General features: G+C 64.6%; 22 protein-coding genes. 11 read left to right on the top strand and 11 right to left on the bottom strand.

Annotation, left to right across the window (positions count from 1 at the left end; all coding sequences use genetic code 11):
* Positions 1–223 precede the first annotated feature (223 nt).
* The 6 genes from ABEA06_RS13010 to ABEA06_RS12985 all read left to right on the top strand — a co-directional run bounded on the left by ABEA06_RS13010 (position 224) and on the right by ABEA06_RS12985 (position 6,160).
* Positions 224–1,510, top strand: a complete 1,287-nt coding sequence (locus tag ABEA06_RS13010; RefSeq protein ID WP_345311752.1) for an adenylosuccinate synthase — start codon at positions 224–226, stop codon at positions 1,508–1,510.
* A gap of 135 nt (positions 1,511–1,645) precedes the next feature.
* On the top strand, positions 1,646–2,479 hold the full coding sequence (locus tag ABEA06_RS13005; protein WP_345311751.1) for a DUF4397 domain-containing protein: 834 nt from the start codon (positions 1,646–1,648) through the stop codon (positions 2,477–2,479).
* 235 nt (positions 2,480–2,714) lie between these two features.
* Positions 2,715–3,191: a class F sortase gene (locus ABEA06_RS13000; RefSeq protein ID WP_345311750.1), complete on the top strand. Its 477-nt coding sequence runs from the start codon at positions 2,715–2,717 to the stop codon at positions 3,189–3,191.
* On the top strand, positions 3,188–3,733 hold the full coding sequence (locus tag ABEA06_RS12995) for an RNA polymerase sigma factor (RefSeq protein ID WP_312396297.1): 546 nt from the start codon (positions 3,188–3,190) through the stop codon (positions 3,731–3,733). Before ABEA06_RS13000 ends, ABEA06_RS12995 begins: the two co-directional genes overlap by 4 nt.
* On the top strand, positions 3,726–4,466 hold the full coding sequence (locus tag ABEA06_RS12990; protein WP_303383587.1) for an anti-sigma factor: 741 nt from the start codon (positions 3,726–3,728) through the stop codon (positions 4,464–4,466). The genes ABEA06_RS12995 and ABEA06_RS12990 overlap by 8 nt, the downstream gene beginning before the upstream one ends.
* A gap of 266 nt (positions 4,467–4,732) precedes the next feature.
* Positions 4,733–6,160 (top strand): amino acid permease, encoded by a 1,428-nt coding sequence (locus ABEA06_RS12985; protein ID WP_345311821.1) that lies wholly within the window; start codon positions 4,733–4,735, stop codon positions 6,158–6,160.
* Here ABEA06_RS12985 and ABEA06_RS12980 read toward each other — a convergent pair.
* Both ABEA06_RS12980 and ABEA06_RS12975 read right to left on the bottom strand, forming a co-directional pair.
* Positions 6,157–6,489 (bottom strand): DUF202 domain-containing protein, encoded by a 333-nt coding sequence (locus ABEA06_RS12980; protein ID WP_312396300.1) that lies wholly within the window; start codon positions 6,487–6,489, stop codon positions 6,157–6,159. The two genes, ABEA06_RS12985 and ABEA06_RS12980, sit on opposite strands and share 4 nt — an antisense overlap.
* 3 nt (positions 6,490–6,492) lie before the next feature.
* The gene (locus ABEA06_RS12975) at positions 6,493–6,885 is read right to left on the bottom strand and encodes a YidH family protein (protein ID WP_303383461.1); all 393 of its coding nucleotides are present in this window, start codon (positions 6,883–6,885) and stop codon (positions 6,493–6,495) included.
* A gap of 169 nt (positions 6,886–7,054) precedes the next feature.
* Here ABEA06_RS12975 and ABEA06_RS12970 point away from each other — a divergent pair, with 169 nt between their 5' ends.
* A complete protein-coding gene (locus tag ABEA06_RS12970; RefSeq protein WP_303383460.1) occupies positions 7,055–7,498 on the top strand; it encodes a DUF4190 domain-containing protein in 444 nt (147 codons plus the stop codon).
* Positions 7,499–7,544: 46 nt separating this feature from the next.
* Here the strand turns inward: ABEA06_RS12970 and ABEA06_RS12965 are convergent, their stop codons facing one another.
* From ABEA06_RS12965 to paaA, 8 genes are all read right to left on the bottom strand, one after another.
* Positions 7,545–9,533: a M13 family metallopeptidase gene (locus tag ABEA06_RS12965; protein WP_345311749.1), complete on the bottom strand. Its 1,989-nt coding sequence runs from the start codon at positions 9,531–9,533 to the stop codon at positions 7,545–7,547.
* 118 nt (positions 9,534–9,651) lie between these two features.
* The gene (locus ABEA06_RS12960) at positions 9,652–10,521 is read right to left on the bottom strand and encodes a formate/nitrite transporter family protein (protein ID WP_345311748.1); all 870 of its coding nucleotides are present in this window, start codon (positions 10,519–10,521) and stop codon (positions 9,652–9,654) included.
* Between the two features lie 56 nt (positions 10,522–10,577).
* Positions 10,578–11,351, bottom strand: a complete 774-nt coding sequence (locus tag ABEA06_RS12955) for an enoyl-CoA hydratase/isomerase family protein (RefSeq protein ID WP_345311747.1) — start codon at positions 11,349–11,351, stop codon at positions 10,578–10,580.
* A gap of 122 nt (positions 11,352–11,473) precedes the next feature.
* Complete coding sequence (gene paaE / locus ABEA06_RS12950) at positions 11,474–12,667, bottom strand: 1,2-phenylacetyl-CoA epoxidase subunit PaaE (protein WP_345311746.1); 1,194 nt, start codon at positions 12,665–12,667, stop codon at positions 11,474–11,476.
* Between the two features lies 1 nt (position 12,668).
* Positions 12,669–13,247, bottom strand: coding sequence for a 1,2-phenylacetyl-CoA epoxidase subunit PaaD (gene paaD, locus ABEA06_RS12945; RefSeq protein ID WP_345311745.1), 579 nt, complete (start codon positions 13,245–13,247; stop codon positions 12,669–12,671).
* A gap of 5 nt (positions 13,248–13,252) precedes the next feature.
* On the bottom strand, positions 13,253–14,089 hold the full coding sequence (gene paaC, locus ABEA06_RS12940) for a 1,2-phenylacetyl-CoA epoxidase subunit PaaC (RefSeq protein WP_345311744.1): 837 nt from the start codon (positions 14,087–14,089) through the stop codon (positions 13,253–13,255).
* Positions 14,086–14,382, bottom strand: a complete 297-nt coding sequence (paaB, locus tag ABEA06_RS12935; protein WP_016995969.1) for a 1,2-phenylacetyl-CoA epoxidase subunit PaaB — start codon at positions 14,380–14,382, stop codon at positions 14,086–14,088. Before paaB ends, paaC begins: the two co-directional genes overlap by 4 nt.
* A gap of 2 nt (positions 14,383–14,384) precedes the next feature.
* Positions 14,385–15,419 (bottom strand): 1,2-phenylacetyl-CoA epoxidase subunit PaaA, encoded by a 1,035-nt coding sequence (paaA, locus tag ABEA06_RS12930; protein WP_345311743.1) that lies wholly within the window; start codon positions 15,417–15,419, stop codon positions 14,385–14,387.
* Between the two features lie 202 nt (positions 15,420–15,621).
* Here paaA and paaI point away from each other — a divergent pair, with 202 nt between their 5' ends.
* From paaI to ABEA06_RS12915, 3 genes are all read left to right on the top strand, one after another.
* Positions 15,622–16,032 (top strand): hydroxyphenylacetyl-CoA thioesterase PaaI, encoded by a 411-nt coding sequence (gene paaI / locus ABEA06_RS12925; RefSeq protein WP_345311742.1) that lies wholly within the window; start codon positions 15,622–15,624, stop codon positions 16,030–16,032.
* Positions 16,033–16,037: 5 nt separating this feature from the next.
* Positions 16,038–17,375 (top strand): phenylacetate--CoA ligase family protein, encoded by a 1,338-nt coding sequence (locus tag ABEA06_RS12920; protein ID WP_345311741.1) that lies wholly within the window; start codon positions 16,038–16,040, stop codon positions 17,373–17,375.
* Positions 17,376–17,487: 112 nt separating this feature from the next.
* Positions 17,488–18,117, top strand: coding sequence for a TetR/AcrR family transcriptional regulator (locus ABEA06_RS12915; RefSeq protein WP_345311740.1), 630 nt, complete (start codon positions 17,488–17,490; stop codon positions 18,115–18,117).
* A gap of 300 nt (positions 18,118–18,417) precedes the next feature.
* On the opposite strand, the gene paaZ is transcribed toward ABEA06_RS12915, so the two are convergent.
* A complete protein-coding gene (gene paaZ, locus ABEA06_RS12910) occupies positions 18,418–20,514 on the bottom strand; it encodes a phenylacetic acid degradation bifunctional protein PaaZ (RefSeq protein ID WP_345311820.1) in 2,097 nt (698 codons plus the stop codon).
* Between the two features lie 183 nt (positions 20,515–20,697).
* Between paaZ and ABEA06_RS12905 the strand changes: the two genes are divergently transcribed.
* Entirely contained in the window at positions 20,698–21,195 is a 498-nt protein-coding gene (locus ABEA06_RS12905) for a hotdog fold thioesterase (protein ID WP_345311739.1), read from the top strand.
* Positions 21,196–21,456 lie beyond the last annotated feature (261 nt).

Genomic DNA, 21,456 nt, shown 5'->3' with positions numbered 1-21,456 from the left:
GACACGGAGGGAGCGGAGTTGGGGCGCGGATTCGACGGACTCATAGCCTTCAACGTTACCCCGTTGGGACTCCGTCCCGGCACCGTTTCCCGGCGCGGTGGAAGGTCATGAGGCTGTGGTTGTCGTCGCACCCCGTTAGAATCGGGAGGTACGTGCTCGTGGTGCGTACATCTCAACCGTTGTCGTGCCAAATGGGTTCGCGCCCGGGCAGGAGAATTCTGCAATGCCAGCAATCGTGATCGTCGGGGCCCAATGGGGCGACGAGGGTAAGGGCAAGGCCACGGACCTCCTGGGTGGTCGAGTGGACTACGTGGTCAAGCCCAACGGCGGTAACAACGCCGGGCACACCGTGGTGGTGGGTGGCGAGAAGTTCGAGCTCAAGCTCCTTCCCGCGGGCATTCTCAGCCCCAACGCGACCTCGGTGATCGGCAACGGTGTGGTCATCAACCCGCAGGCCCTGTTCGAGGAGATCGACGGCCTCGAAGCCCGCGGAGCGGACACCTCCCACCTGCGGATATCGGCCAACGCCCACCTGGTGGCCCCGTACCACCAGACCCTCGATCAGGTCACCGAGCGGTTCCTGGGCAAGCGGGCCATCGGCACCACCGGCCGCGGCATCGGGCCCACCTACATGGACAAGGTGGGTCGTCTGGGCATCCGGGTTCAGGACGTGCTGGACGAGTCGATTCTGCGGCAAAAGATTGAGGGCGCCCTGCGTCAGAAGAACGAGCTGCTGGTCAAGCTGTACAACCGCCGCGCGTTCGAGGTGGACGAGATCGTGGAGTACCTCATGGGCTTCGCGGACCGCCTGGCGCCCATGATCGTGGACTCCACCCGCCTGCTCAATGAGGCGCTCGACCGTGACGAAGTGGTGCTCATGGAGGGTGGCCAGGCCACGTTCCTGGACGTGGATCACGGCACCTACCCGTTCGTGACGTCATCCAACCCCACCGCCGGCGGTGCGTCCGTCGGATCGGGCGTGGGTCCCACGCGCATCACTCGCGTGATCGGCATCCAGAAGGCCTACACCACGCGCGTGGGTGCCGGCCCGTTCCCCACCGAGCTCTTCGACGAGATGGGCGAGCAGTTGCGCAGGACCGGCGGCGAATTCGGCGTGAACACCGGCCGCCCGCGCCGCACCGGCTGGTACGACGCCGTCATGGCCCGCCAGGCCGCACGCATCAACGGTTTCACGGACCTGTTCATCACCAAGCTGGACGTTCTCACCGGCCTGGACGAGATCCCGGTGTGCATCGCCTACAACGTGGACGGTCAGCGTTTCGATGAAATGCCCATGACTCAGTCCGACTTCCACCACGCCGAACCCATTTACGAGAACTTCCCGGGCTGGAAGGAAGACATCACCGGTGTTCGCAGCCTGGAGGACCTCCCGGCCAACGCTCGCGCGTACATTGATGCACTCGAGGGCATGTCCGGTTGTCGGATCTCCGCCATCGGCGTGGGCCCCGACCGCGAGGACACCATTGTGGTCCGGGACCTGATCGACTAGTCCTTCCGGACCGTTCCCAACTTTTTTCCGACGGGTGCAACTTTTCCACCGTGAGGCCAGTAGTACCGAGTGTGACCGACAACACGTCGCCACGCTCGGTACGCCCGGTCACCGGGCTTGGGAAAGGAACCCACTATGCGTACATCACTTCCGGCAGCCGTGACGGCGGCCATGAGTCTGGCCTTGGTCGCGGGTGCAACGCCCGCTTTCGCGCAAAGCCAGGCGGAAGAGACGAACACCGCTTCACTATCGGTTCTCCATGCCGTGCCCGACACGCCGGTCGACGTGTATGTCAACGGTGCGCTCACCCTGGACGATTTTGCACCGGGACAGCTGGCGGGACCCCTTGAGCTACCCGCCGGCGATATTCAAGTGGCCATCACCGCCAGCGACGCGCAGGACGCATCGTCACCCGTGATCGGTCCCGTGGACCTCACCCTGGGTGCGGGCACCATGAACACGGCGGTGGCCCACCTGGATGCCGAAGGTGCCCCAACGGCATCCGCATTTGTGGATGACACCTCCGGTCTTGAGGCCGGCCAGGGCCGCGTGACGGTTCGCCACGTGGCGGCCGCCCCGGCGGTCGATGTGTGGGCCAATGGTGAGGTCGCGGTGCAGAGCCTGACCAACCCCAACGAGGAGAGCCTGGAAGTGCCTGCGGGTGCGGTTCAAGCGGCCGTCTCCTTGGCCGGTGAAACCGACCCGGTCCTGGGACCCCAGGACATAGCCGTCATGGAGGGTGCAAACACGATTGTCTACGCGTGGGGTTCGGCCGCGGACGGCAACCTGGCGCTGGCGACCCAGACCGTGCAGGGAATGCACTCGGCCCCGGACGGGGTGCCCACCGGTGGCACCCAGCTGCCCGCCGATTCACAGGGCATGTGGTACGTACTGGGGGCGGGTGTCCTGGCACTGGGGGCGGGGGCGGCAGTGACGCTCCAGCGCCGCCGGGCTCGAACGAATGCCTAACGGTGCCCATCGGGGACCCCGTCCCTTTCGGTTTGGCAGGACCGGGCAACGCCTGTTCCTGGTCCTGCCACTGACCGGTCTTTTCTTCTTCTTGTTCTGCTGGGGAGGGGCCGCTGTCCAAGAGCCGATCAATCATGGGGTTGCGGTGCTCGGCGTGGACGAGAGCCCCCGCACCGGGGCGGCCGCAAGCGCGCAATCCCGGGTGGTCGTTCCCCGTCCGGAGCAGGTGCCGGTCGTGACTGCTACGCCCGGGGCCGTTCCGGAGGTGCCCCCGATCAGACTGGATTACCCGACCCTGGGGATTGACATGCCAGTCATTCCCACGGGGGTGACCGAGGACGGCCAAATGGAGATCCCCGGTGACGCGGCGACCGCGGGGTGGTATCGATACGGAAAAGCTCCCGCGGATGCGGTTGGTCATACTGTCATTGCGGCGCACAACAGTTCACCGGACACTCCGGTGGGGCCCTTGAACGCGATAGCAGGTTCGCGCACAGGCGATGAGATCAGGGTGGAGGACAGTGCCGGTCACGACTACACCTACCGAGTCCTGTCGGTGGAACATGTGAACAAGAACGAGTTGAACCTGGAGCCCTATTTTTCCCGGGACGCCACGCCCCGTCTGGTCTTGGTGACCTGCGGTGGCGAGTGGGTACCTGAGCGGAACACGTATTCCGATAATGTGATTGTCATTGCCGAACCTTTGACGTGAGGGAGAGAGCACTGGATCACCAGCATGTAGCGCGTCTCTTCGTCGCAGGCGCACCCGAGTCCTTGCGGTTCGTTTACGATGCCCACTCGAAGCTGATCTTCTCCCTGTGCCTCAAGGCCCTGGGTAACTATCACGACGCGGAAGATTGCACGCAGCAGGTGTTCACCAGGGCGTGGAAGTCCCGGGCCACGTATGACCCGGAACATGCAATGGGAGCGTGGCTCACGGGAATCACACGCAGGGTCGTTGCCGACTTCTACGCGGCAAAGGACAAGCAGAATAAAGTGGTGGAGGCGACGGGGACGAATACACCGGCGCCCAGGAGCGGGTTGTCGGATGAGGTCGTTCAACGTGTCATGGTGCATCACTCGCTCACCCAGTTAGGACCGCCCCAGGACCAAATACTGGCCATGGTGTATATCCAGGACATGTCCCAGCGGGACGTTTCCGAGAAGCTCGGGATTCCCGTGGGAACGGTCAAATCACACATTTATCGGGGCCTGGCCGCGTTGCGACGTCTGTGGGAGGTGCATGATGGCTGACAGCTCACAGCACCTCACGGACCAGCAACTGGCAGAAATTGCCGTGGAAGGTTCCACCACCGACACCCCGGGCACGGAGCACCTGGCGGGATGCGCGTCATGCCGGGCCGGCGTGGCGGATCTGAGGCGATTGACGGGACTGTTGTCCGAGCCCGTGCAGATTCTCGCACCGCCCGCTTCGCTGTGGGGCAGGGTCGAAGATTCGGTTCGGGAATCAACCACCGACCAGGCATCGGTGCCCCGGGAAGGCGCCAGGCACGTGGCGCGTCACCGCAAAGCTACTTGGGGAGCGGCCCTGGCCGGCTTGGCGGTTGGAACGTTGTTGGGTGGCGCTGCCGTGACGGCGACCAGCAACCTCCGTGACGCCCCGGATCAGGGTCCCACGTCGAGCCTGGTGGCCGTGGGGAGTGCCCACTTGGAACCCGTGGGCCAAACCGCGATCCAGGGGGACGCCGTGATGGAACGGGATCAGGACGGGAGCCTGAAACTTCACGTGGACGTCTCCGAGCTGGCCGACGACGGGTACTTGGAAGTGTGGCTGCGGGATGAGGGGGCAACACGGTTGGTGTCCCTGGGTGCCGTGACCTCGCGGTCCACCACGGTGGACGTGCCGGAAGGCCTCGACCTCGATGAGTTCCCCGTGGTCGATGTCTCTCACGAGCATTTTGACGGCGACCCCACCCACGGCGGCGAGACACTCCTGGCCGGCACCATGGACTCCAAAGACGCCTAGGTCTACCGGGGGCTGGACACGACGTAACGACGTCGCTCCAAGCCCCGGGGCGGCGTCGTTGCGTCGAGGTCGGGGTCACCTATAAATGGATCGGGTCCGGTAAGATCGCCAATTGTCATTCTCGTTCAGCTCCCGCCCCCCTGTGGAGCCACCCCCGGAACGTGTAGCGCCAATAGAGAGGCACGTCCGTGTACAAGGAAAACGCTCCGGCTGAGAGCGCTGGCACCGAGGGCCAGGGGTTGCGCCGCAGCTTGGAAACCCGACATATGACCATGATCGCCATGGGAGGCGCGATCGGTACGGGTCTGTTCGTGGCCTCCGGTAACTCGATCGCCACCGCTGGGCCCGGTGGCGCTTTGGTCGCTTACGTCGCGATCGGCTTAATGGTGTACCTGTTGATGCAGTCCCTGGGAGAGATGTCTGCGTGGCGGCCCACGTCCGGTTCGTTCGGTGATCACGCCGCGAATTACGTCTCGCCGTCCTTCGGTTTTGCCATCGGATGGAACTACTGGTTCAACTGGGCGATCACCCTGGCTGCGGAACTCGTGGCCGCAGCCCTGGTGATGCGCTACTGGTTCCCGGACGTTCCGTCCTGGATCTGGTCCGCGTTGTTCCTGCTCACTGTTTTCGGACTGAATGCGTTGTCCACGCGCGCCTACGGTGAGGGTGAGTTCTGGTTGGCCGCCATCAAGGTGGCCGCGGTGGTCGTGTTCCTGGGACTGGGCGTTTTGATGATTTCGGGGATCATGGGCGGCGAACCGTCCGGTTTCGACAACTGGACCACGGGTGAGGCGCCGTTCGTCGGCGGGCCCATCACCATTCTGGCCATCTTCATGGTGGCGGGTTTCTCGTTCCAGGGCACCGAACTGGTCGGCGTGGCCGCCGGTGAGGCCAAGGACCCGGAGCGCACGGTTCCCAAGGCTATCCGCACCGTGTTCCTCCGTATTCTGCTGTTCTACGTGGGTGCCATCACCGTGATCGGATTCCTGCTGCCCTACACGCACCCGAACCTGCTCGCCGCGGACATCGAGGACATCGCGATCTCACCCTTCACTCTGGTGCTGGAGAACGCCGGTGTGGCCTTTGCTTCCTCGATCATGAACGCGGTGATCCTCACGGCGATCCTGTCCGCCGGTAACTCCGGTTTGTATGCCTCCACGCGTATGTTGTGGTCGCTGGCCATGGACGGTAAGGCTCCCAAGTTCCTGCGCAAGCTCAACAGGCGGGGCATCCCCATGCGGGCGCTGCTGACCACCTCCGGTTTCGGGTTGTTGGCCTTCGGCACCACCTGGTTCGGCGACGGCGCCGTGTACAGCTGGCTGATCAACGCCTCCGCGCTGGCGGGGTTCATTGTGTGGGCCGGCATCGCCTGGACCCACTACAAGTTCCGCAAGGCCTTCAAGGCGCAGGGCCGCTCGGTCAAGGAGTTGCCGTTCCGCGCCAAGTTCTTCCCCGCGGGGCCGATCATTGCGCTGGCCATGTGCTTGTTGGTGATTGTGGGCCAGAGCTACGAGGCGTTCATCAACAACACCGTGACGCCGCTGTCCTTGCTCACGTCGTACATCGGACTGCCGTTGTTCTTGGCGTTCTGGTTCGGGCACAAGTTCGCGACCAAGTCCCACGCGATTGCTCCGGCCCAGGCCGACCTCTCCCGGAATCCGCAGATCGTGGATCGCAGTGGTGACCTGGTCTAGAACACCACCACGGTGATCAGTCCCAGGACACCCAGGGCCAGCACCGCGGTGGACGTCACCACCACGGCCACCGCGTCCGGGGTCACGTGTTCGTTGCTGATTCCCGCGGAGCCGCGACGGTATCGCGAGCGCTGAGTACTGTAAATGCCAATGGCGGTACAAGTGGCCACGCCGAACAGAGTCAGCACGAATGGGCCGTGCGTGGGCAGCCACCTCAGGAAAATAGCAGCCGCGGTACACAGGGCCAGCATGGTGCGTCCCCAGGACAACACCGTGCGTTCGGGCTGTAACCCCGGGTCCTCGTGGAAGCGTTCTGCAGTACGTGTCATGGCTTAGCGGGTCAGGATGACAACCACGAGCACGCCGGAGGCGATGGCCCCGCCCACGGCGACCAGCGGCGCAATGATCGGCAACGGTAGGGGCGCTCTGTGCCGCATGGAGCGCTCCACCCTGAGCCAGCGGATGGTCGCGCCAGCGCTCAGCAGCATGCCGAGGAGCAACAGCACCGTGGCCAGGAATTTCCGAATGGGCAGGTCGAAGAGGTCACCGGTGAACGCCTCGATGGCAATGCCGCCGGCCAGGAATGCCAGGGAGGTGCGGATCCACGCGAGGAACGTGCGTTCGTTGGCCAGGGTGAAACGGGGGTCCGGCTCGCTGCCGCCCTTCAGGACGCGTTTGCTGAGCGAATCACGACGGCGCTCGCCGGGGTCTTCTGCGGAACTCACCGGGTCTCCTTTCACGGGGTGCGCTGGGATCAGTCACCGGGGTACTAAGGCGGCTTCTCGGGTGACACACACTGTCGCGGTGCGGTAGATCGTTCGGAATCCGCGGGTGTCCGCGGTCTATGCGAAAGAATGAGATCAACTGCACGTTACGACCTCGCGGAGGCGCACCTTGAGCTCCACACATTCTTCGAGCAATGATCCCACGCAGTACCGTGACTCCTCACAAGAGTACGTGCCGCACGGCGGAGCCCCGGGGCGGAACCCCACCGTGCCCGCCAACCAGGTCTCCCCGTACGGCCAACCTCCCGGCCGCTGGGAGTACGTGCCTGCCAGTCCCCAGGACGCGCAGCAACAGGTCCAGGCGGCCAAGAGCGCGGAGACGTCTCTGGTGCTGGGCATCATTGGTGTGGTGATGCTTCCCGTCCTCGCCCCGTTCGCCCTGTGGCAGGCCTACAAGTCCGAGAAGCTGGGCGGTCGCGCCACGGCCGGCAAGGTTCTCGGCTGGGTGGGTGTCGCCCTGCTGATCCTCGGCGTCCTGTGGCTGATTGCAGTCTTCGCGTTCTTCGGCCTGATGATGAACGAACTCGATTCAGTGACCCGTTCCAGCCTTTGACGGGACCACCCCCTCACCGGGGTGATCCCGTCCGCGTGTCAGCTCGTCACCAGATCGCCACGCGCTCCTCCTGCGGAAGCCACATCCGGTCGGACTCCCGCACGTCGAAAGCCTCGTAGAAGGCAGCCACATTGCGCGGGGTCTGGGCCGCGCGGAATTCCGCGGGGGAGTGCGGGTCCGTGGCGATGCGCGTCTTCAGGGCTTCATCGCGGGATTTCTCCTGCCACACGTAGGCCCAGGACACGAACAGCCGCTGTGCGGGGGTGAACCCGTCAACGGGCTCGGTGTCCGGGTCGTCCTTCTTGGCCTGAGCGGCACGCCAGGCCTTGTACGCAATGGACAGTCCGCCCAGGTCTCCGATGTTCTCACCCAGGGTCAGTTCGCCGTTGAGCTTAGGCGCGTTCTCGGAGCCCTCGAACTGCGCCGGGGACAGCGCCGCGTACTGGTCCACGAGGCGCGCGGTGCGGGACTCGAAGGCCTCACGATCGGCGTCGGTCCACCAATTGCGCAGCTTGCCCTCACCGTCGCAGGTGGAGCCCTTGTCATCGAAACCGTGGCCGATCTCGTGACCGATCACTGCACCGATTCCCCCGTAATTGACGGCATCGTCAGCGTCCTGGCTGAAGAACGGGGGCTGCAGAATTGCTGCCGGGAACACGATCTCGTTGCGCAGCGGGTGGTAGTACGCGTTGACGGTCTGCGGGGTCATCAGCCACTCGTGCTTCTCCACGGGCTGGCCGGCCTTGCGCGCGATCTCATCCACCGCGAACTGCGAGGTGCGCACTACGTTGCCCACCAGGTCCTGCCCGTCCATGGACAGCGCCGAGTAGTCCTTCCACTTCTCCGGGTAGCCGATCTTGGGCGTGAACCCGGAGAGCTTCTTGAGCGCCTCCGCACGGGTGTCCTCGGTCATCCAGTCGAGGGTCTCAATGGAATCGCGGTACGCGCCCAGCAGGTTGGCCACCAGCTCGTCCATGCGCGCCTTGGCCACGGGCGGGAAGTGCTCCTGCACGTACAGCTCGCCCACGGCCTCGCCCAGCGCGCCGTTGACCAGGGCCACGCCGCGCTTCCAACGGTCCTTGAGCTGCGGGGTTCCGGAGAGCACGGTCCCGTAAAACGCGAAGTTCTCGTTCACGAACGCTTCCGGCAGGTATGACGCCCGCGCGGAGACCACGTGCCACCGGGCCCAGGACTTCCAGGCGGGCAGCAGCTCGTCCGTGATCAGCCCGTCCAGGCCGGTGAAGAAGCTGGGCTGGGCGTTGACCACGGTGGCCAACTGATCCTCGGTGAGTCCCACACCCAGCAGCACGGAGTACCAGTCCAGGCGTGAGACCTGCCCGGCCAGCTCCGTGAAGGTCATGGGGTTGTACATCTTGGTCAGGTCACGCACGGTGACCTTGTCCCAGTGGTGGGAGGCGATGCGCGTCTCGAGGTCCAGCACGGCCTGAGCCTGCTCGGCGGCGTCCTCGAAGCCCGCGAGCGAGAGCATCTTCTCCACGTGAGCCACGTACTTCTCGCGGATCTCCCGGTACTGGTCCTCGCGGTAGTACTCCTCGTCCGGCAGGCCCAGTCCGGACTGCCCCACGAACACCAGGTTGCGTTGCGGATCGCCGGGATCGGAGTCGAGATCGATGTCCAGGGCCCCGCCGATGCCACGGCGCAAGGATGTCCCGAACCAGCGCGAGAGGGACTCCGCGGTATCCACGGCCTCGACCGCGTCCAGGTCCTCGCGCAGCGGCTGCGTTCCGAGTGCTTCGATGCGTTCGGTGTCCATGAAGGAGGCGTAGAGCAAGGCGATCTTCTGCTCGGAACTTTGCCCCGCGGCGTCGTCCTCCGTGTCCGGCTTGGCCTGCGTGATGATGGTCCGCACGGCCTCCTCGGCCTGATCGCGCAGCTCAATGAAGGCGCCCGTGGTGGCCTTGTCATCGGGGATGGTGGTGTTGGCCAGCCAGGTCCCGTTCACAAAGCGGAACAAGTCGTCCTGGGGGCGCACGGAGCGGTCGAATGCTTGCAGATCAAACACGGAAGAGGTCATGGAGCCACGCTACTGAACCGCGGTGATGCGCACTACAGAGCCCTCGACCTGTTCCCGGAGGGCAGAAAGGGTCGGCCCGTGAATAGCCGCCGCTCACCGCCTCACATGGCGCCGCTCGTTAGTTGTCCTGCTCCTCTTCTTCATCCGCAACGGTGGCCTCGGAGATGCGTTCCCCACGGCGCTCGGCCATGAGCAGCTCCCACGTGCGGATCAATCGGGGCAGGGTGATGATCACCAGCCCGCCCACCATGTTCAACGGGATCACCCACGCGAACCACACGAGCCAGTCCGTGTAGGAGTAGTCCCAGCCGGCGTGCATGGCACCGAACATGACAATGGAGTTCAACGCCCCGTGAAGCATGCCCATACCCACCACCAGGAGGCCGCCGATGAGCGAGATGATCGCCGTCATGACGTCGTCACCCGAGCCCTGCTGCATGCGCGTCATGAGCGTGATGGTGGAACCGGCCAGCAAGGCCAGACACACGGTCTCGAACGTCAGGCCGTTTTCCACGTAGCCCGTGGACACCTTGAGCAGGGAATCTGTCATGTCCGGGAACGCGGCCACCACGACCCACATGAATGCCCAGCCACCGGCCAGATTGGTCAGCAGAGTCACGACCCACAGCCGCACCAGCAACAACCATGAGCCGTGACCCGCCACCACGGCATTGATGGGCAGCAGGAAATCTTCGGTGAACAACTCCGAGTGGGCAAGTCTCAGGGCCAGCAACCCGATGCCGAACGCAATGCCCGCCAGGAGCTTGGAGCCGGTGGCCTCCATGACGGCCATCATGGCCAGAATGCCCAGGCCCACGTCTATGCCGCCGAACAAACCCGTGACGATCAACGCCCGCCACGTGCGGTGCAATCGGTCGGTGCCCTCTTGCACCGTGTTCTGGAATTCCTGCACCAACTCGTCCTCAAGAGGCTGATCGGTGCGCCCGGAGGCCCGGCGTTTGGTTTCACTGCTCGACTGGTCGGACATGAACAAAGCATAAGTGACCATATCCCTCCCACGAACCACCAGGGGCGGACGCCGCCTCAGCCCTTGCCGGTGAACTCCGGCTTGCGCTTCTCCTGGAATGCGGCGAATCCTTCCGCGTAGTCCTCGGTGGAGCACAGTGCGGCCTGCGCCTTGTTCTCCGCGGCCATGGAATCCCACAGGCCCACCTTGGCATCGCGCACCTGCGCCACGAGCTTCTTGGACGCCACGTACGCCTGGGTTGCGCCCGCGGCCGCCTGGGACACGCGCTGCATGGTGAAGGCCAGCAGGTCCTCGGCAGGGACGGCCCGTGAGAACAGGCCCGCTGCGACCGCTTCCGCGCCCTTCATCATTTCGGCCGTGTAAATCAGATCCAGGGTGCGGTGGGCCCCGAGGCGTTCGGTGAACAGCGCGTGCCCGCCCGAATCGAGTGTGGCTCCGAGGTTGGCGAACGGCGATCCGATGGTCGCGTCCTCGGCCACGTAGACCACGTCCGTGGCAATGGCCAGACCCAGCCCCACACCCAGGCATGCACCCTGCACGGCGGCGAACGTGGGTGCCGGGAAGGTGGACATCTGCTGCAGCAGCGGCTGCACCTTGCCGCTCAGGTACGCGTCCGTGTCATCGGTGGCCGGGTCCACCCGGGAGATGTCGCGTCCCGCGCAGAACGCACGGCCCTCACCGCGCAGCACCAGCGCACGCACCCCGGCCCGCTCGGCTTCCGTGTACGCCTGCGCCAGCTCGTCCAGCGCGGCCTCGTCCAGCGAGTTCAGCTTCTTGGGGGCGTTGAGCACCACGTGGGCAACGTTGTCTTCGATGGTCAGGTCAATCATGGGGTTCTCCATGCGGTTCGGTTCCTAGACCCGATCTCGACCGTGGCGAGCGGGCACATACGACGACGACGCCGCGCGGGTTGCACTGGTCCCGGCGCGGCGTCGTCGTCAAGCGAATGAACTCAGGCGTCGAAGTCGACGCTCAGTTCCTTGGAGGTGGGGCGGGTCTGGCAGGTCAGCACGTAACCGGCGTCCACCTCGTCCTTCTCGAGCGCGAAGTTCTCCTCCATCTCGAACTCGCCGCCGGTCACCCTGGCGCGGCACGTGCCACACACACCACCGGCGCACGCGAAGGGAACGTCCGGGCGCACGCGCAGCGCGGCGTTGAGGACGGTCTCTCGGGCGGACATCGGGGAGTCCACCTCGCCGCTGGCGCCGTCCAGGTTGAAAGTGATCTTGTAGTTCTCGCCCTTGGGGTCGACCTTGACCACGCGGCCCTGCTGGCCCTGCGGCGCGGCAGGCTTGCCCGTGGTGAACAGCTCGAAGCGCACCTTGGACTCGTCCACACCGCGTTCACTGAGGGTGTCGCGGCACATCTGGACCAGCTCGAACGGGCCGCACAGGAACCACTCGTCCGCGGAGTTCACCTGGATCACGTGATCCAACAGCTCCTCCAGCTTGTCCTGGTCGATACGACCGGACATCAGCGGGGAAATTCGCTGCTCACGCGAAAGCACGTGGTGAATGGCCACGCGGGAGGGGTACTTGTCCTTGAGGTCACCCAGCTCCTCGGCGAACATCACGTCCATCGAGGAACGGTTGGCGTAAACCAGGTCCATGGACGCCGTGTCCGAGGCGCGCAGGATCGCGCGGGCAATCGACATGATGGGGGTGATGCCGGAACCGGCGGCAAAGGCCACCAGGTGAACGTTCTTGTTCTTGGCCACCTCCTGGCGCGCCACTTCCTCCGGGTTGTTCATGGAGGTGATGTTCACCCTGGAGGTGAAGGCACCCTGCGGGTTCATCACGTCCAGGACGTCGCCGGCCTTGAGCTGCTCATTGGCCCACGTGGAGAACACGCCGCCCATGTCCTTCTTGATGGCCACACGGATCTCACCCGGCTTGGGGTCCGCGCAGATCGAGTAGGAACGGCGCACCTCGTAACCGTTGATCTGGGCGCGCACGGCCACGTACTGACCCGGGAGGTAGTTGTAGTCGGCCACGAGGTCCTCGGGCACCGCGAACGTGACCTCCACGGAATCGGAGGTGAGCTTACGCACCTCGGAGACCTCAAGGGTGTTGAACTTGCCCCGGCGCTTGGCGACGGGCTGGGCCTCGCCGGTTTCGGTGCCGGTGGCCTCGATGGTTTCGCTCATGTCAGTGCACCTTGAAGTAGTCGAAGGGTTCCTTGCAGTCGTTGCAGACCCAGAGGGACTTGCACGAAGTGGACCCGAAACGGGTCAGCTCCCGCGTGCTCAGCGAACTGCAGCGAGGACATTTGACGGACAGGGCCAAGCGGACCGGTCCCGAATTGTGCCCGGCGCTCGTGCGACCGGTGGGCGGGGCAATGCCGTATTCCGTGAGCTTGGCCTGGCCGTCCTCGCTCATCCAGTCCGTGGTCCACGCCGGGCGCAGCACCTGCACAACGCGCACGTTGCGGTAGCCGGCGGCCTGGACCACGGTCTCCAGATCAGCGGCCATGGTGTCCATGGCGGGGCAGCCGGAGTAGGTGGGGGTGATCACCACAACGGTCTCGTCCTGGCCCGCGTACGCATCACGCAGCACACCCAGATCCTCGAGCGTGAGCACGGGGATCTCGGGATCGCACACGGTCGCCGCAATATCCCACAGCTTGGCGTCCTCCTCATTGGAGGGGCGCTGGGACGGGCCCAGCGGCAACTCGCGGGGCGCGGCGTCGTGACGAAGTACGGAATCGGAAGAAACGCGAGAGATCATCTACATCACCACTTGGCCCCGGGATGCTTGCGCGCAAGCGACTGCATCTCGGCCAGGATGTAACCGCGGTACTCCGAGTACTTGCCGTCGCGCGGGGAGTCGGACAACCGAGCCTGCGTGAGCTTGGGAACCTCGAGCTCGGCTTCGGCCAGCAGCGCCTCGATGCGCTTCATGGTGTTCTCACGCAGCGTGGACGGGCGGACCGCAATGCCCTCGAGCTCGTCATGCAGCGGCTCGTCCGCGAACAGCTCATCCAGGTACGGCCACATGTAGTAGAGACCCTCCTGGATGCGGCGCTTGGACTCCTCGGTGCCCATGCCCAGGCGCAGAATCCACTGTGCCGCGTGGTCCTGGTGGTACTCGACCTCCTTGACGGCCTTGTCCGCAATGGCGGCCAGGGTCTGGTCCTGGGAGGATTGCAGCGCCGAGTAGAGCTCGTACTGGTAGAAGGAGAACAACAGCTGACGGGCGATGGTCTGCCCGAAATCACCGTTTTCCTGCTCGACCAGGCGCACTGAGCGGAAATCTTCCTCGTCACGGAAGTACGCGAGGTCGTCCTCGGACTTGCCCCACGCGGAACCCGCATAGGTCAGCAGGAAGCGGGCGTGGCCCACCATGTCCAGGGCAATGTTGCCCAGGGCAATGTCTTCCTCGAGCTCGGGAGCGCGGGAGATCCACCAGCCCAGACGCTGAGCCAGCATCAGGGAATCGTCACCGAGACGCAGCGCGTACTGGGCGACCGGCTCGGACGCCCGGCCGCCGGAGCCCGCGATGTCCTCGGCGGTGATCGCGTTACCGGCGGACTGCTTGGTCGCGGAATCCTGAGATGCGAAGGCGCTCACAGGTGCTTCACTCCCTCACTCTTGGTGTAGTAGGTGGCGTGGCGGTAGCTCTTGCCCTGAGCGGACTCGAAATAGCCGCCCTTGGAGTCCGGATCGGAGGACGTAATGGCGTCCGCCGGGACGACCCACACGCTGGTGCCCTCATTGCGGCGGGTGTACAGGTCGCGTGCATTGCGCACGGCCATGGTGGCATCCGGGGCGTGCAAGGAACCTGCGTGCACGTGGGACAGACCGCGCGAGGACCGCACGAAGACCTCCCACAGGGGCCAGTTACCGGTGGTGTTTTCGCTCATGTTCAGGCTCCGATGAGTTCGGCGGACGCGCGGCCCGCAACAATGCTGACTTCTGGGCTGTCGGTGGCGGACTCTGCTGCTTGGGCAGCGGCCTGCATCTGACGCTTGGCATAGGCCTCGGCGGCCTCACGTACCCAGGCGCCGTCATGGTGGGCCTTACGACGGCGCTGCATGCGCTGCACGTTGCACGGACCGGAACCCTTGATCACGGACATGAACTCGTCCCAGTCCAACTGGCCGTAGTCGTAATGACCGCGCTCCTCGTTCCACTTCAGATCCGCATCCGGCAGGGTCAGGCCCAGGGCCTCGGCCTGCGGAACGATCATGTCCACGAAACGCTGGCGCAGCTCGTCGTTGGAGAAACGCTTGATGTTCCACTCCATGGACTGCTGGGAGTTGGGGGAATCGGCATCCGGCGGGCCGAACATCTGTAGGGCGGGGCCGTAGGTGCGGTTCACCGCGTCCTGGGCCATCTGCTTTTGTTCCTCGGAGCCGTGGGAGAGTTCGTACAGGATCTCCCAGCCCTGGCGCTGGTGGAAGGACTCTTCCTTGCAGATGCGGACCATGGCGCGGCCGTAGGGTCCGTAGGATGCACGGCACAGGGGAACCTGGTTGCAGATGGCTGCGCCGTCGACCAGCCAGCCGATCGCGCCCATGTCGGCCCAGGTGCGCGCCGGGTAGTTGAAGATCGAGGAGTACTTGGCCTTGCCGGACAGCAACTGCTGGTTGAGGACCTCGCGGGGAGTGCCCAGGGTCTCGGCGGCGGAGTACAGGTACAGGCCGTGGCCGGCCTCGTCCTGGACCTTGGCCATCAGGATGGCCTTGCGCTTGAGGCTGGGCGCGCGGGTGATCCAGTTGGCCTCAGGCTGCATGCCAATGATTTCCGAGTGCGCGTGCTGAGAAACCTGACGGGTCAGGGTCTTGCGGTAGGCCTCGGGCATCCAGTCGCGGGGCTCGATGCGGGAATCGTCCGCAATGAGCGTGTCGAAGTGCTGCTGGTCCACGGAGTTCTCGGTGGAAGTGGTTTGTTCAGTCATGGTGTCCCTCAGTTCACGGATGAGTTGGGGCGGAGCGAGCTGCCGCGGACTCCGCTTCGATAATAACTGACCGCTCGTTCAGGATATAACCGTACGGTGTGGGCGTCAACACACAATGCGAAAATTTATGATGCACTTGACAGAACATCGCATTCTGCGATTCCCTACTGACCATTCGGTCATATAATGTGAGGGAGACAACATGCCGGACCATCCGATTCTGCGTGGAGACAAGACGTCGGAGTGGCTGGGGATCACGGTTCACCGTGCAGATCCCGGTCACGCTGTGATCAGCATGACCGTGCGGGAAGAGATGCTCAATGGTTTTGGCATCGTCCACGGAGGCATGATCTTCAGCCTGGCTGATTCGTGCTTCGCCATGGCCTGCAACGATCCCACCGGGGATGGCAGCACCATCACGGTGGCGCAGGGTGTGGACATCAACTTCATCAGTTCAGCTCGAGTCGGTCAGACCCTGACCGCCGAGGGTCGTGAGATCGCCACCACCGGTCGCAGCGGCCTCTACGACCTGTGCGTCACAGCCGAAGGCGGCTCCGTGGTCGCCCAATTCCGCGGCCGCAGCCGCACCGTGCCCAACCGTCAGAAAGCTTGAAGGTCATGACCACCTGCTCCGTTCCCAATCCGTACAAGCCCACCAAGTCTGCGGATCCCTCGCAGCCGGATCCCGAAGAGACCATGAGCCGGGACCAGATCGAGGCGCTGCAGACCGAGCGTCTCAACTGGACCCTGCACTACGCCTACGAGAACGTTCCCGCGTACAAGGAACTCTTCGACGAGCACGGCGTGCACCCCGATGAGTTCAAGGAACTGGAAGACCTGGCCAAGTTCCCGTACACGGACAAGGAGTTCTTGCGAAAGTCCTACCCGTTCAAGTCCTTCGCCACGCCCATGTCCGAGATCCGCCGCATCCATGCGTCCTCCGGAACCACCGGCCAGCCCACCGTGGTGGCCTACACCGAGGACGATCTGGAGACCTGGGGAACCCTGGTGGCCCGTTGTTTCCGCATGTCCGGCGTGAAGCCCGGCGACAAGGTCCACAACGTGTACGGCTACGGCCTGTTCACCGGTGGCCTGGGTGCCCACTACGGTGCCGAGCGCCTCGGGTGCGCCGTGATCCCGATGTCCGGCGGTCAGACCGACAAGCAGGTGCAGCTGATTCAGGATTTCCAGCCGGAAATCATCCTGTCCACCCCCACCTACCTGCTGACCATTGCCGACGGCTTCCGTAAGCACGGGATCGATCCGCGCGAGACCTCCCTCAAGCACGCCGTGCTCGGTGCCGAGCCGTGGACCGAGGAAATGCGCCACGAGATCGAGAGGACCTTCGACATCACCGCGTGCGACATCTACGGCCTGTCCGAGGTCATGGGCCCCGGTGTGGCCGGAGAGTCCGTGGAAACCAAGGACGGTTCCCACATCTGGGAGGACCACTTCCGCCCGGAGATCATCGACCCGTTCGATGATCGCGTGCTGGACACCGGTGAGCCCGGTGAGCTGATCTTCACGTCACTGACCAAGCAGGCGCTGCCGATCATCCGTTACCGCACCCACGACCTGACACGCTTGCTGCCGGGTTCGGTGCGCCCGGGTCACCGCCGCATGGGCCGCATCACGGGCCGTTCGGACGACATGATCATCTTGCGCGGCGTGAACCTGTTCCCGTCCCAGATCGAGGAACTCGCGCTGCAGGTCCCGACCCTCTCCCCGCACTTCACGTTGGAGATCACCCGGCCCAAGCGGATGGACCAGATGACCATCCACATCGAGCGCCGCGAGGAGGCCACGCTCGAAGAGGCTCAGGAGGGCGGCAAGAAGCTCGTCCACGAGATCAAGACCAAGATCGGTTCCTCGGCTTCGATCAACGTGGTGGAGCCCGGCTCGTTGGAGCGGTCCTCCGGCAAGCTGCGCCGCATCTACGATCACCGCGACAAGTAGGGGCTGATCGGCCACGACGCCGAGCGCCGGGGGATTTCCTCCGGTGCTCGGCGCGTTCGGCTCGCGGTAGCCTGTTGTGATTGCTCAGCAACTGAAAGTAGAGTCCGGGTTCATGCCAGCACAGCCACGCTCACTTGCACACGACGACGCCGCCCCGGCACCTCGTCGCGGTCGTCCAGGCTACGACCGGGAGACTTTGCTGGCCGTGTGCGTGGAGGTGTTCAACCGCCATGGTTATGACGCCACGTCCATGGGCACGCTGTCCACCCACCTGGGTATTTCCAAGTCCGCGATCTACCACCACGTGGCGTCCAAGGAAGAAATCCTGGAGCAGGCGCTCAATCGCGCGCTCGACTCCCTGGAAGCGGTGTTCGACAGTGTTCAGGCCACTGATTCCCGCGCCGTGAACAAGCTCGAGCTGATTATCCAGGGCTCCGTGCGGGTGCTCGTGGAGCAAATGCCCTACGTGACGTTGTTGTTGCGACTGCGCGGGAACTCACCGGTCGAACTGAAGGCGCTCGAGCGGCGTCGGCAATTGACGCGCACGGTGGAGAACCTGGTGCGCGTGGCCCAGGACGAGGGCGATCTGCGCACCGACATCTCCAATAAATCCGCGCCCCGTTTGATGCTGGGCATGGTGAACTCCATCGTGGACTGGTACCAGCCCGAGCGCTCCGGAACCGTCAATCAGCTCTCGGACACTGCGGTCAAGATGGTCTTCGCCGGCCTTCGGGCCATGTGAGCCGACAGTTGGAGATGGGCCCGAAGACCTGCCAGAGGTAGCGTAGAAATGCTGCTAGAAGTAGTCCAAACCTGCTGAAACAACTGGGGATCCTGATCGCGTTCCCGGTATGAACCCATAACCGCAACCTTCTGACCCGTGTTCAGCAAGCTCCGAAACATCAGTTGGCCGATCCCGGGTTGTCTGCACGACTGTTGGGGCTGTCCGCGGACTTCTTAGGGTCGGACAAGGGTTCGGATATGGCTGGCCCACGTCTACGAGTCCCGCCACCGCGGTACTCATGGCGCCCGAGAGCGCGGCCTACTCAGCATCCTCCGCCATCGGCCAGGTCTTGGAGACCAGGGTCAGCACGTCGTAGGTGGCCACGATCTCGTCATTCTGGTTGGTCAGTCGGGCATCCCAGGCGACCTCGCCGTACTCATCGGTCACGCGCGGGGTGATCTTCTTGGCGGTCAGGGTCACGCGGATCGCGTCGTCGTAGGTGACCGGGGTGATGAAGCGCAGGTTCTCCAGGCCGTAGTTGGCCAGCACGGGTCCCGGGGCGGGCTCAACGAACAGCCCGGCGGCCCAGGAGACCAGCAGGTAGCCGTGAGCTACGCGGCGGGGGAAGAACGGGTTGGCCATGGCGGCCTCCTCGTCCGTGTGCGCGTAGAAGGTGTCGCCGGTCTTGTGCGCGAACTCCAGAATGTCGTCCAGCTTGATGGTGCGCAGCTCGGACACGAACTGATCGCCGATGCGCAGGGTCTCCAGCGACTTCCGGAAGGGGTGCTCACCCGTGCCGTTTTCCACGCTCTCGCGGGTCACGGTGTTGGCGCTCGCGCCCCAGTGCCACTGGCCGGTGATGCCGGTGAGTAGATTCGGGGAGCCCTGGATGGCGGTGCGCTGCATGTAGTGCTTCACCGCGCGGATACCACCCAGTTCTTCACCACCGCCGGCGCGGCCGGGCCCGCCATGCACCAGGTGCGGTACGGGCGAGCCGTGACCGGTGGAGGTCTTGGCGTCGTCGCGGTCCAGGAACAACACGCGGCCGTGATGGGAACCGATACCCGCGGCAAACTCGCCGGCCAGCTCGGGGGAGTGGGTGCACACCGTGGCCACCAGGGAGCCACCGCCCAGGGCGGCGATCTCCACGGCGTCGGACACTGTGCCGTTGTAGCTGATCACGGAGGTGACGGGCCCGAACGCCTCGACCTCGTGCACTGCGGGGATGCGGGGGTTGTCGAAGGACAACAGGGTCACCGGGAAGAACGCGCCCTCGGAGGGAACCGAGGACAGTGCCTCCGGGCCGCCGAATTCCACGACCGCACCGGAGTCGATCAGGGTGCGCACGGAGCGGGCAACCTCGGACTGCTGCTCGGCGGAGGCCAGCGCACCCACGGTGGTTTCGGGGGAGCGCGGATCGCCCACCGTCGCGCGTGCGGCTACGCGAGCCTCAATGGCCGAGATGACTTCCGAACGGATGTCCTGCGGGACGATCACGCGGCGCACGGCGGTGCACTTCTGGCCGGCCTTGGCGGTGATCTCCAGGACCACGGACTTCACGAACGCCTCGAACTCGGGCGAATCCGCGGTCACGTCCGGGGCCATGATGGCGGCGTTGAGGGAGTCGGTTTCCGCCGTGAAACGCACACCCTTGTCCTGCACGTTGGTGTGCGAGCGCAGGGACTTGGCGGTCGCGGCGGAACCGGTGAAGGCCACGTGATCGCGGGCGTCCAAGTGGTCGAGCAGGTCACGGGCGGAACCGGAAATCAGTTGCAGCGATCCTTCGGGCAGTAGACCGGAATCCAGCATCAGGCGCACGCACGCCTCGGTCACGTACCCGGTGGGCGTTGCCGGCTTCACAATGGTCGGCACGCCGGCAATGAACGCCGGGGCGAACTTCTCGAGCATGCCCCACACGGGAAAGTTGAACGCGTTGATCTGCACGGCCACACCGGGGATGCGGGTGTAGATGTGCTCGCCCAGGAACGAACCGTCGCGCGAAAGCTGCTCCACGGCGCCGTCCACGATCACGTTGGAGTTCGGCAGTTCACGGCGTCCCTTGGACGAGAACGTGAACACGGTGCCGATGCCCCCGTCGATGTCGATCAAGTGATCCTTGGCGGTGGAGCCCGTGGCGTAGGAGATCTCGTAGAGCTCGTCCTTGTGCTCGGTGAGGTATTGCGCGAGCTGCTTGAGGATCAACGCGCGGTCGTGGATGCGCAGCGTGCCCAGGTTCTCTTGGCCCACGGTACGGCCGTATTCAATGGCGGCCGCGGTGTCCAGGCCGTCGGTGCTCACCCGTGCCACGGGCTCGCCGGTGGCCGCGTTGTTCACGTCCGCAATGCGCTCCGGGTTCTCCGGTCGCCACCACTGGCCGCTCACGTAGCTGGGGAGAATTTCGATGTCCTGGGTCATGGTTTGGGTGCTCACGCGCCGGTCCCTTCTCAACACTTCAAGCCGAACGATCGGTCAGTATTTAGTCCAGGATAACCTAGGTCACAACAGCGCACCACCGTATTTTCTGGCAACGACGCCGCTCGGGCACCTGGCGGACGCAACGTACCGCGGCGGCGTCGGACGCCACGCTAAGGAGGAACCATGCACGAGGACCCCACCCCGGCGGACATCCGCGCGGACCAGAACCGGAAGAACCGCGAAAAGCTCCCCTTCGAGGACGCGGACGGCCAGCCCTACGAGCCGTGGACAATTCAACTGGGCGAGCTGGACCGGAAAATGGGCGTGGTGATCGAGGAACAGTCCGCCGAGCGAGTGGTGGCCACCATGCCCGTGGAGGGTAACCGGCAGTCACTGGGGTTGTTGCACGGTGGCGCATCCGTGGCCCTGGGTGAGGCACTGGGTTCGTGGGCCGCGGTGATTCACGCGTCCACGTTCGGCAAGGTGGCCGTGGGTGTGGACATCAATGCGACCCACCACGCCTCCGCACGCTCCGGAATGATCCGCGGCGTGGCCACAGCCATCCACCTGGGCCGTTCGGCCACCACCCACGAGGTGGTCATCAGCCACATCGACACCGGCAAGCGACTGTGCACCATCCGCATCACCAACTTCCTCAAGGACACCGAGAAGAAGTCCTGACGGGCTCTGCAACTTCGACGCCGCGGCACCTTTCGACCGGAAGGTGCGGCGGCGGCGTTGTTGCTGGGGATTTCTATGTGAGGCAAATGCAGCCGCGCAGTCTCAGGTGAGGTAAATGCAGTTCCGGGGCCCTGAATCAACGTTTTCTCCACACCAGATTTCACTGCTGCAGTTTCCTCACATCACACTGCGCATGCAGGTTGCCCGGTGGGTCATGATCCACCGGGCAACCTGACCGTCGTCGAGATGACTTTGCAGGAA

The organism is Kocuria gwangalliensis (assembly GCF_039544365.1).
Lineage (GTDB): Bacteria > Actinomycetota > Actinomycetes > Actinomycetales > Micrococcaceae > Kocuria > Kocuria gwangalliensis.
This window is presented reverse-complemented; position numbering and strand designations above follow the sequence as displayed.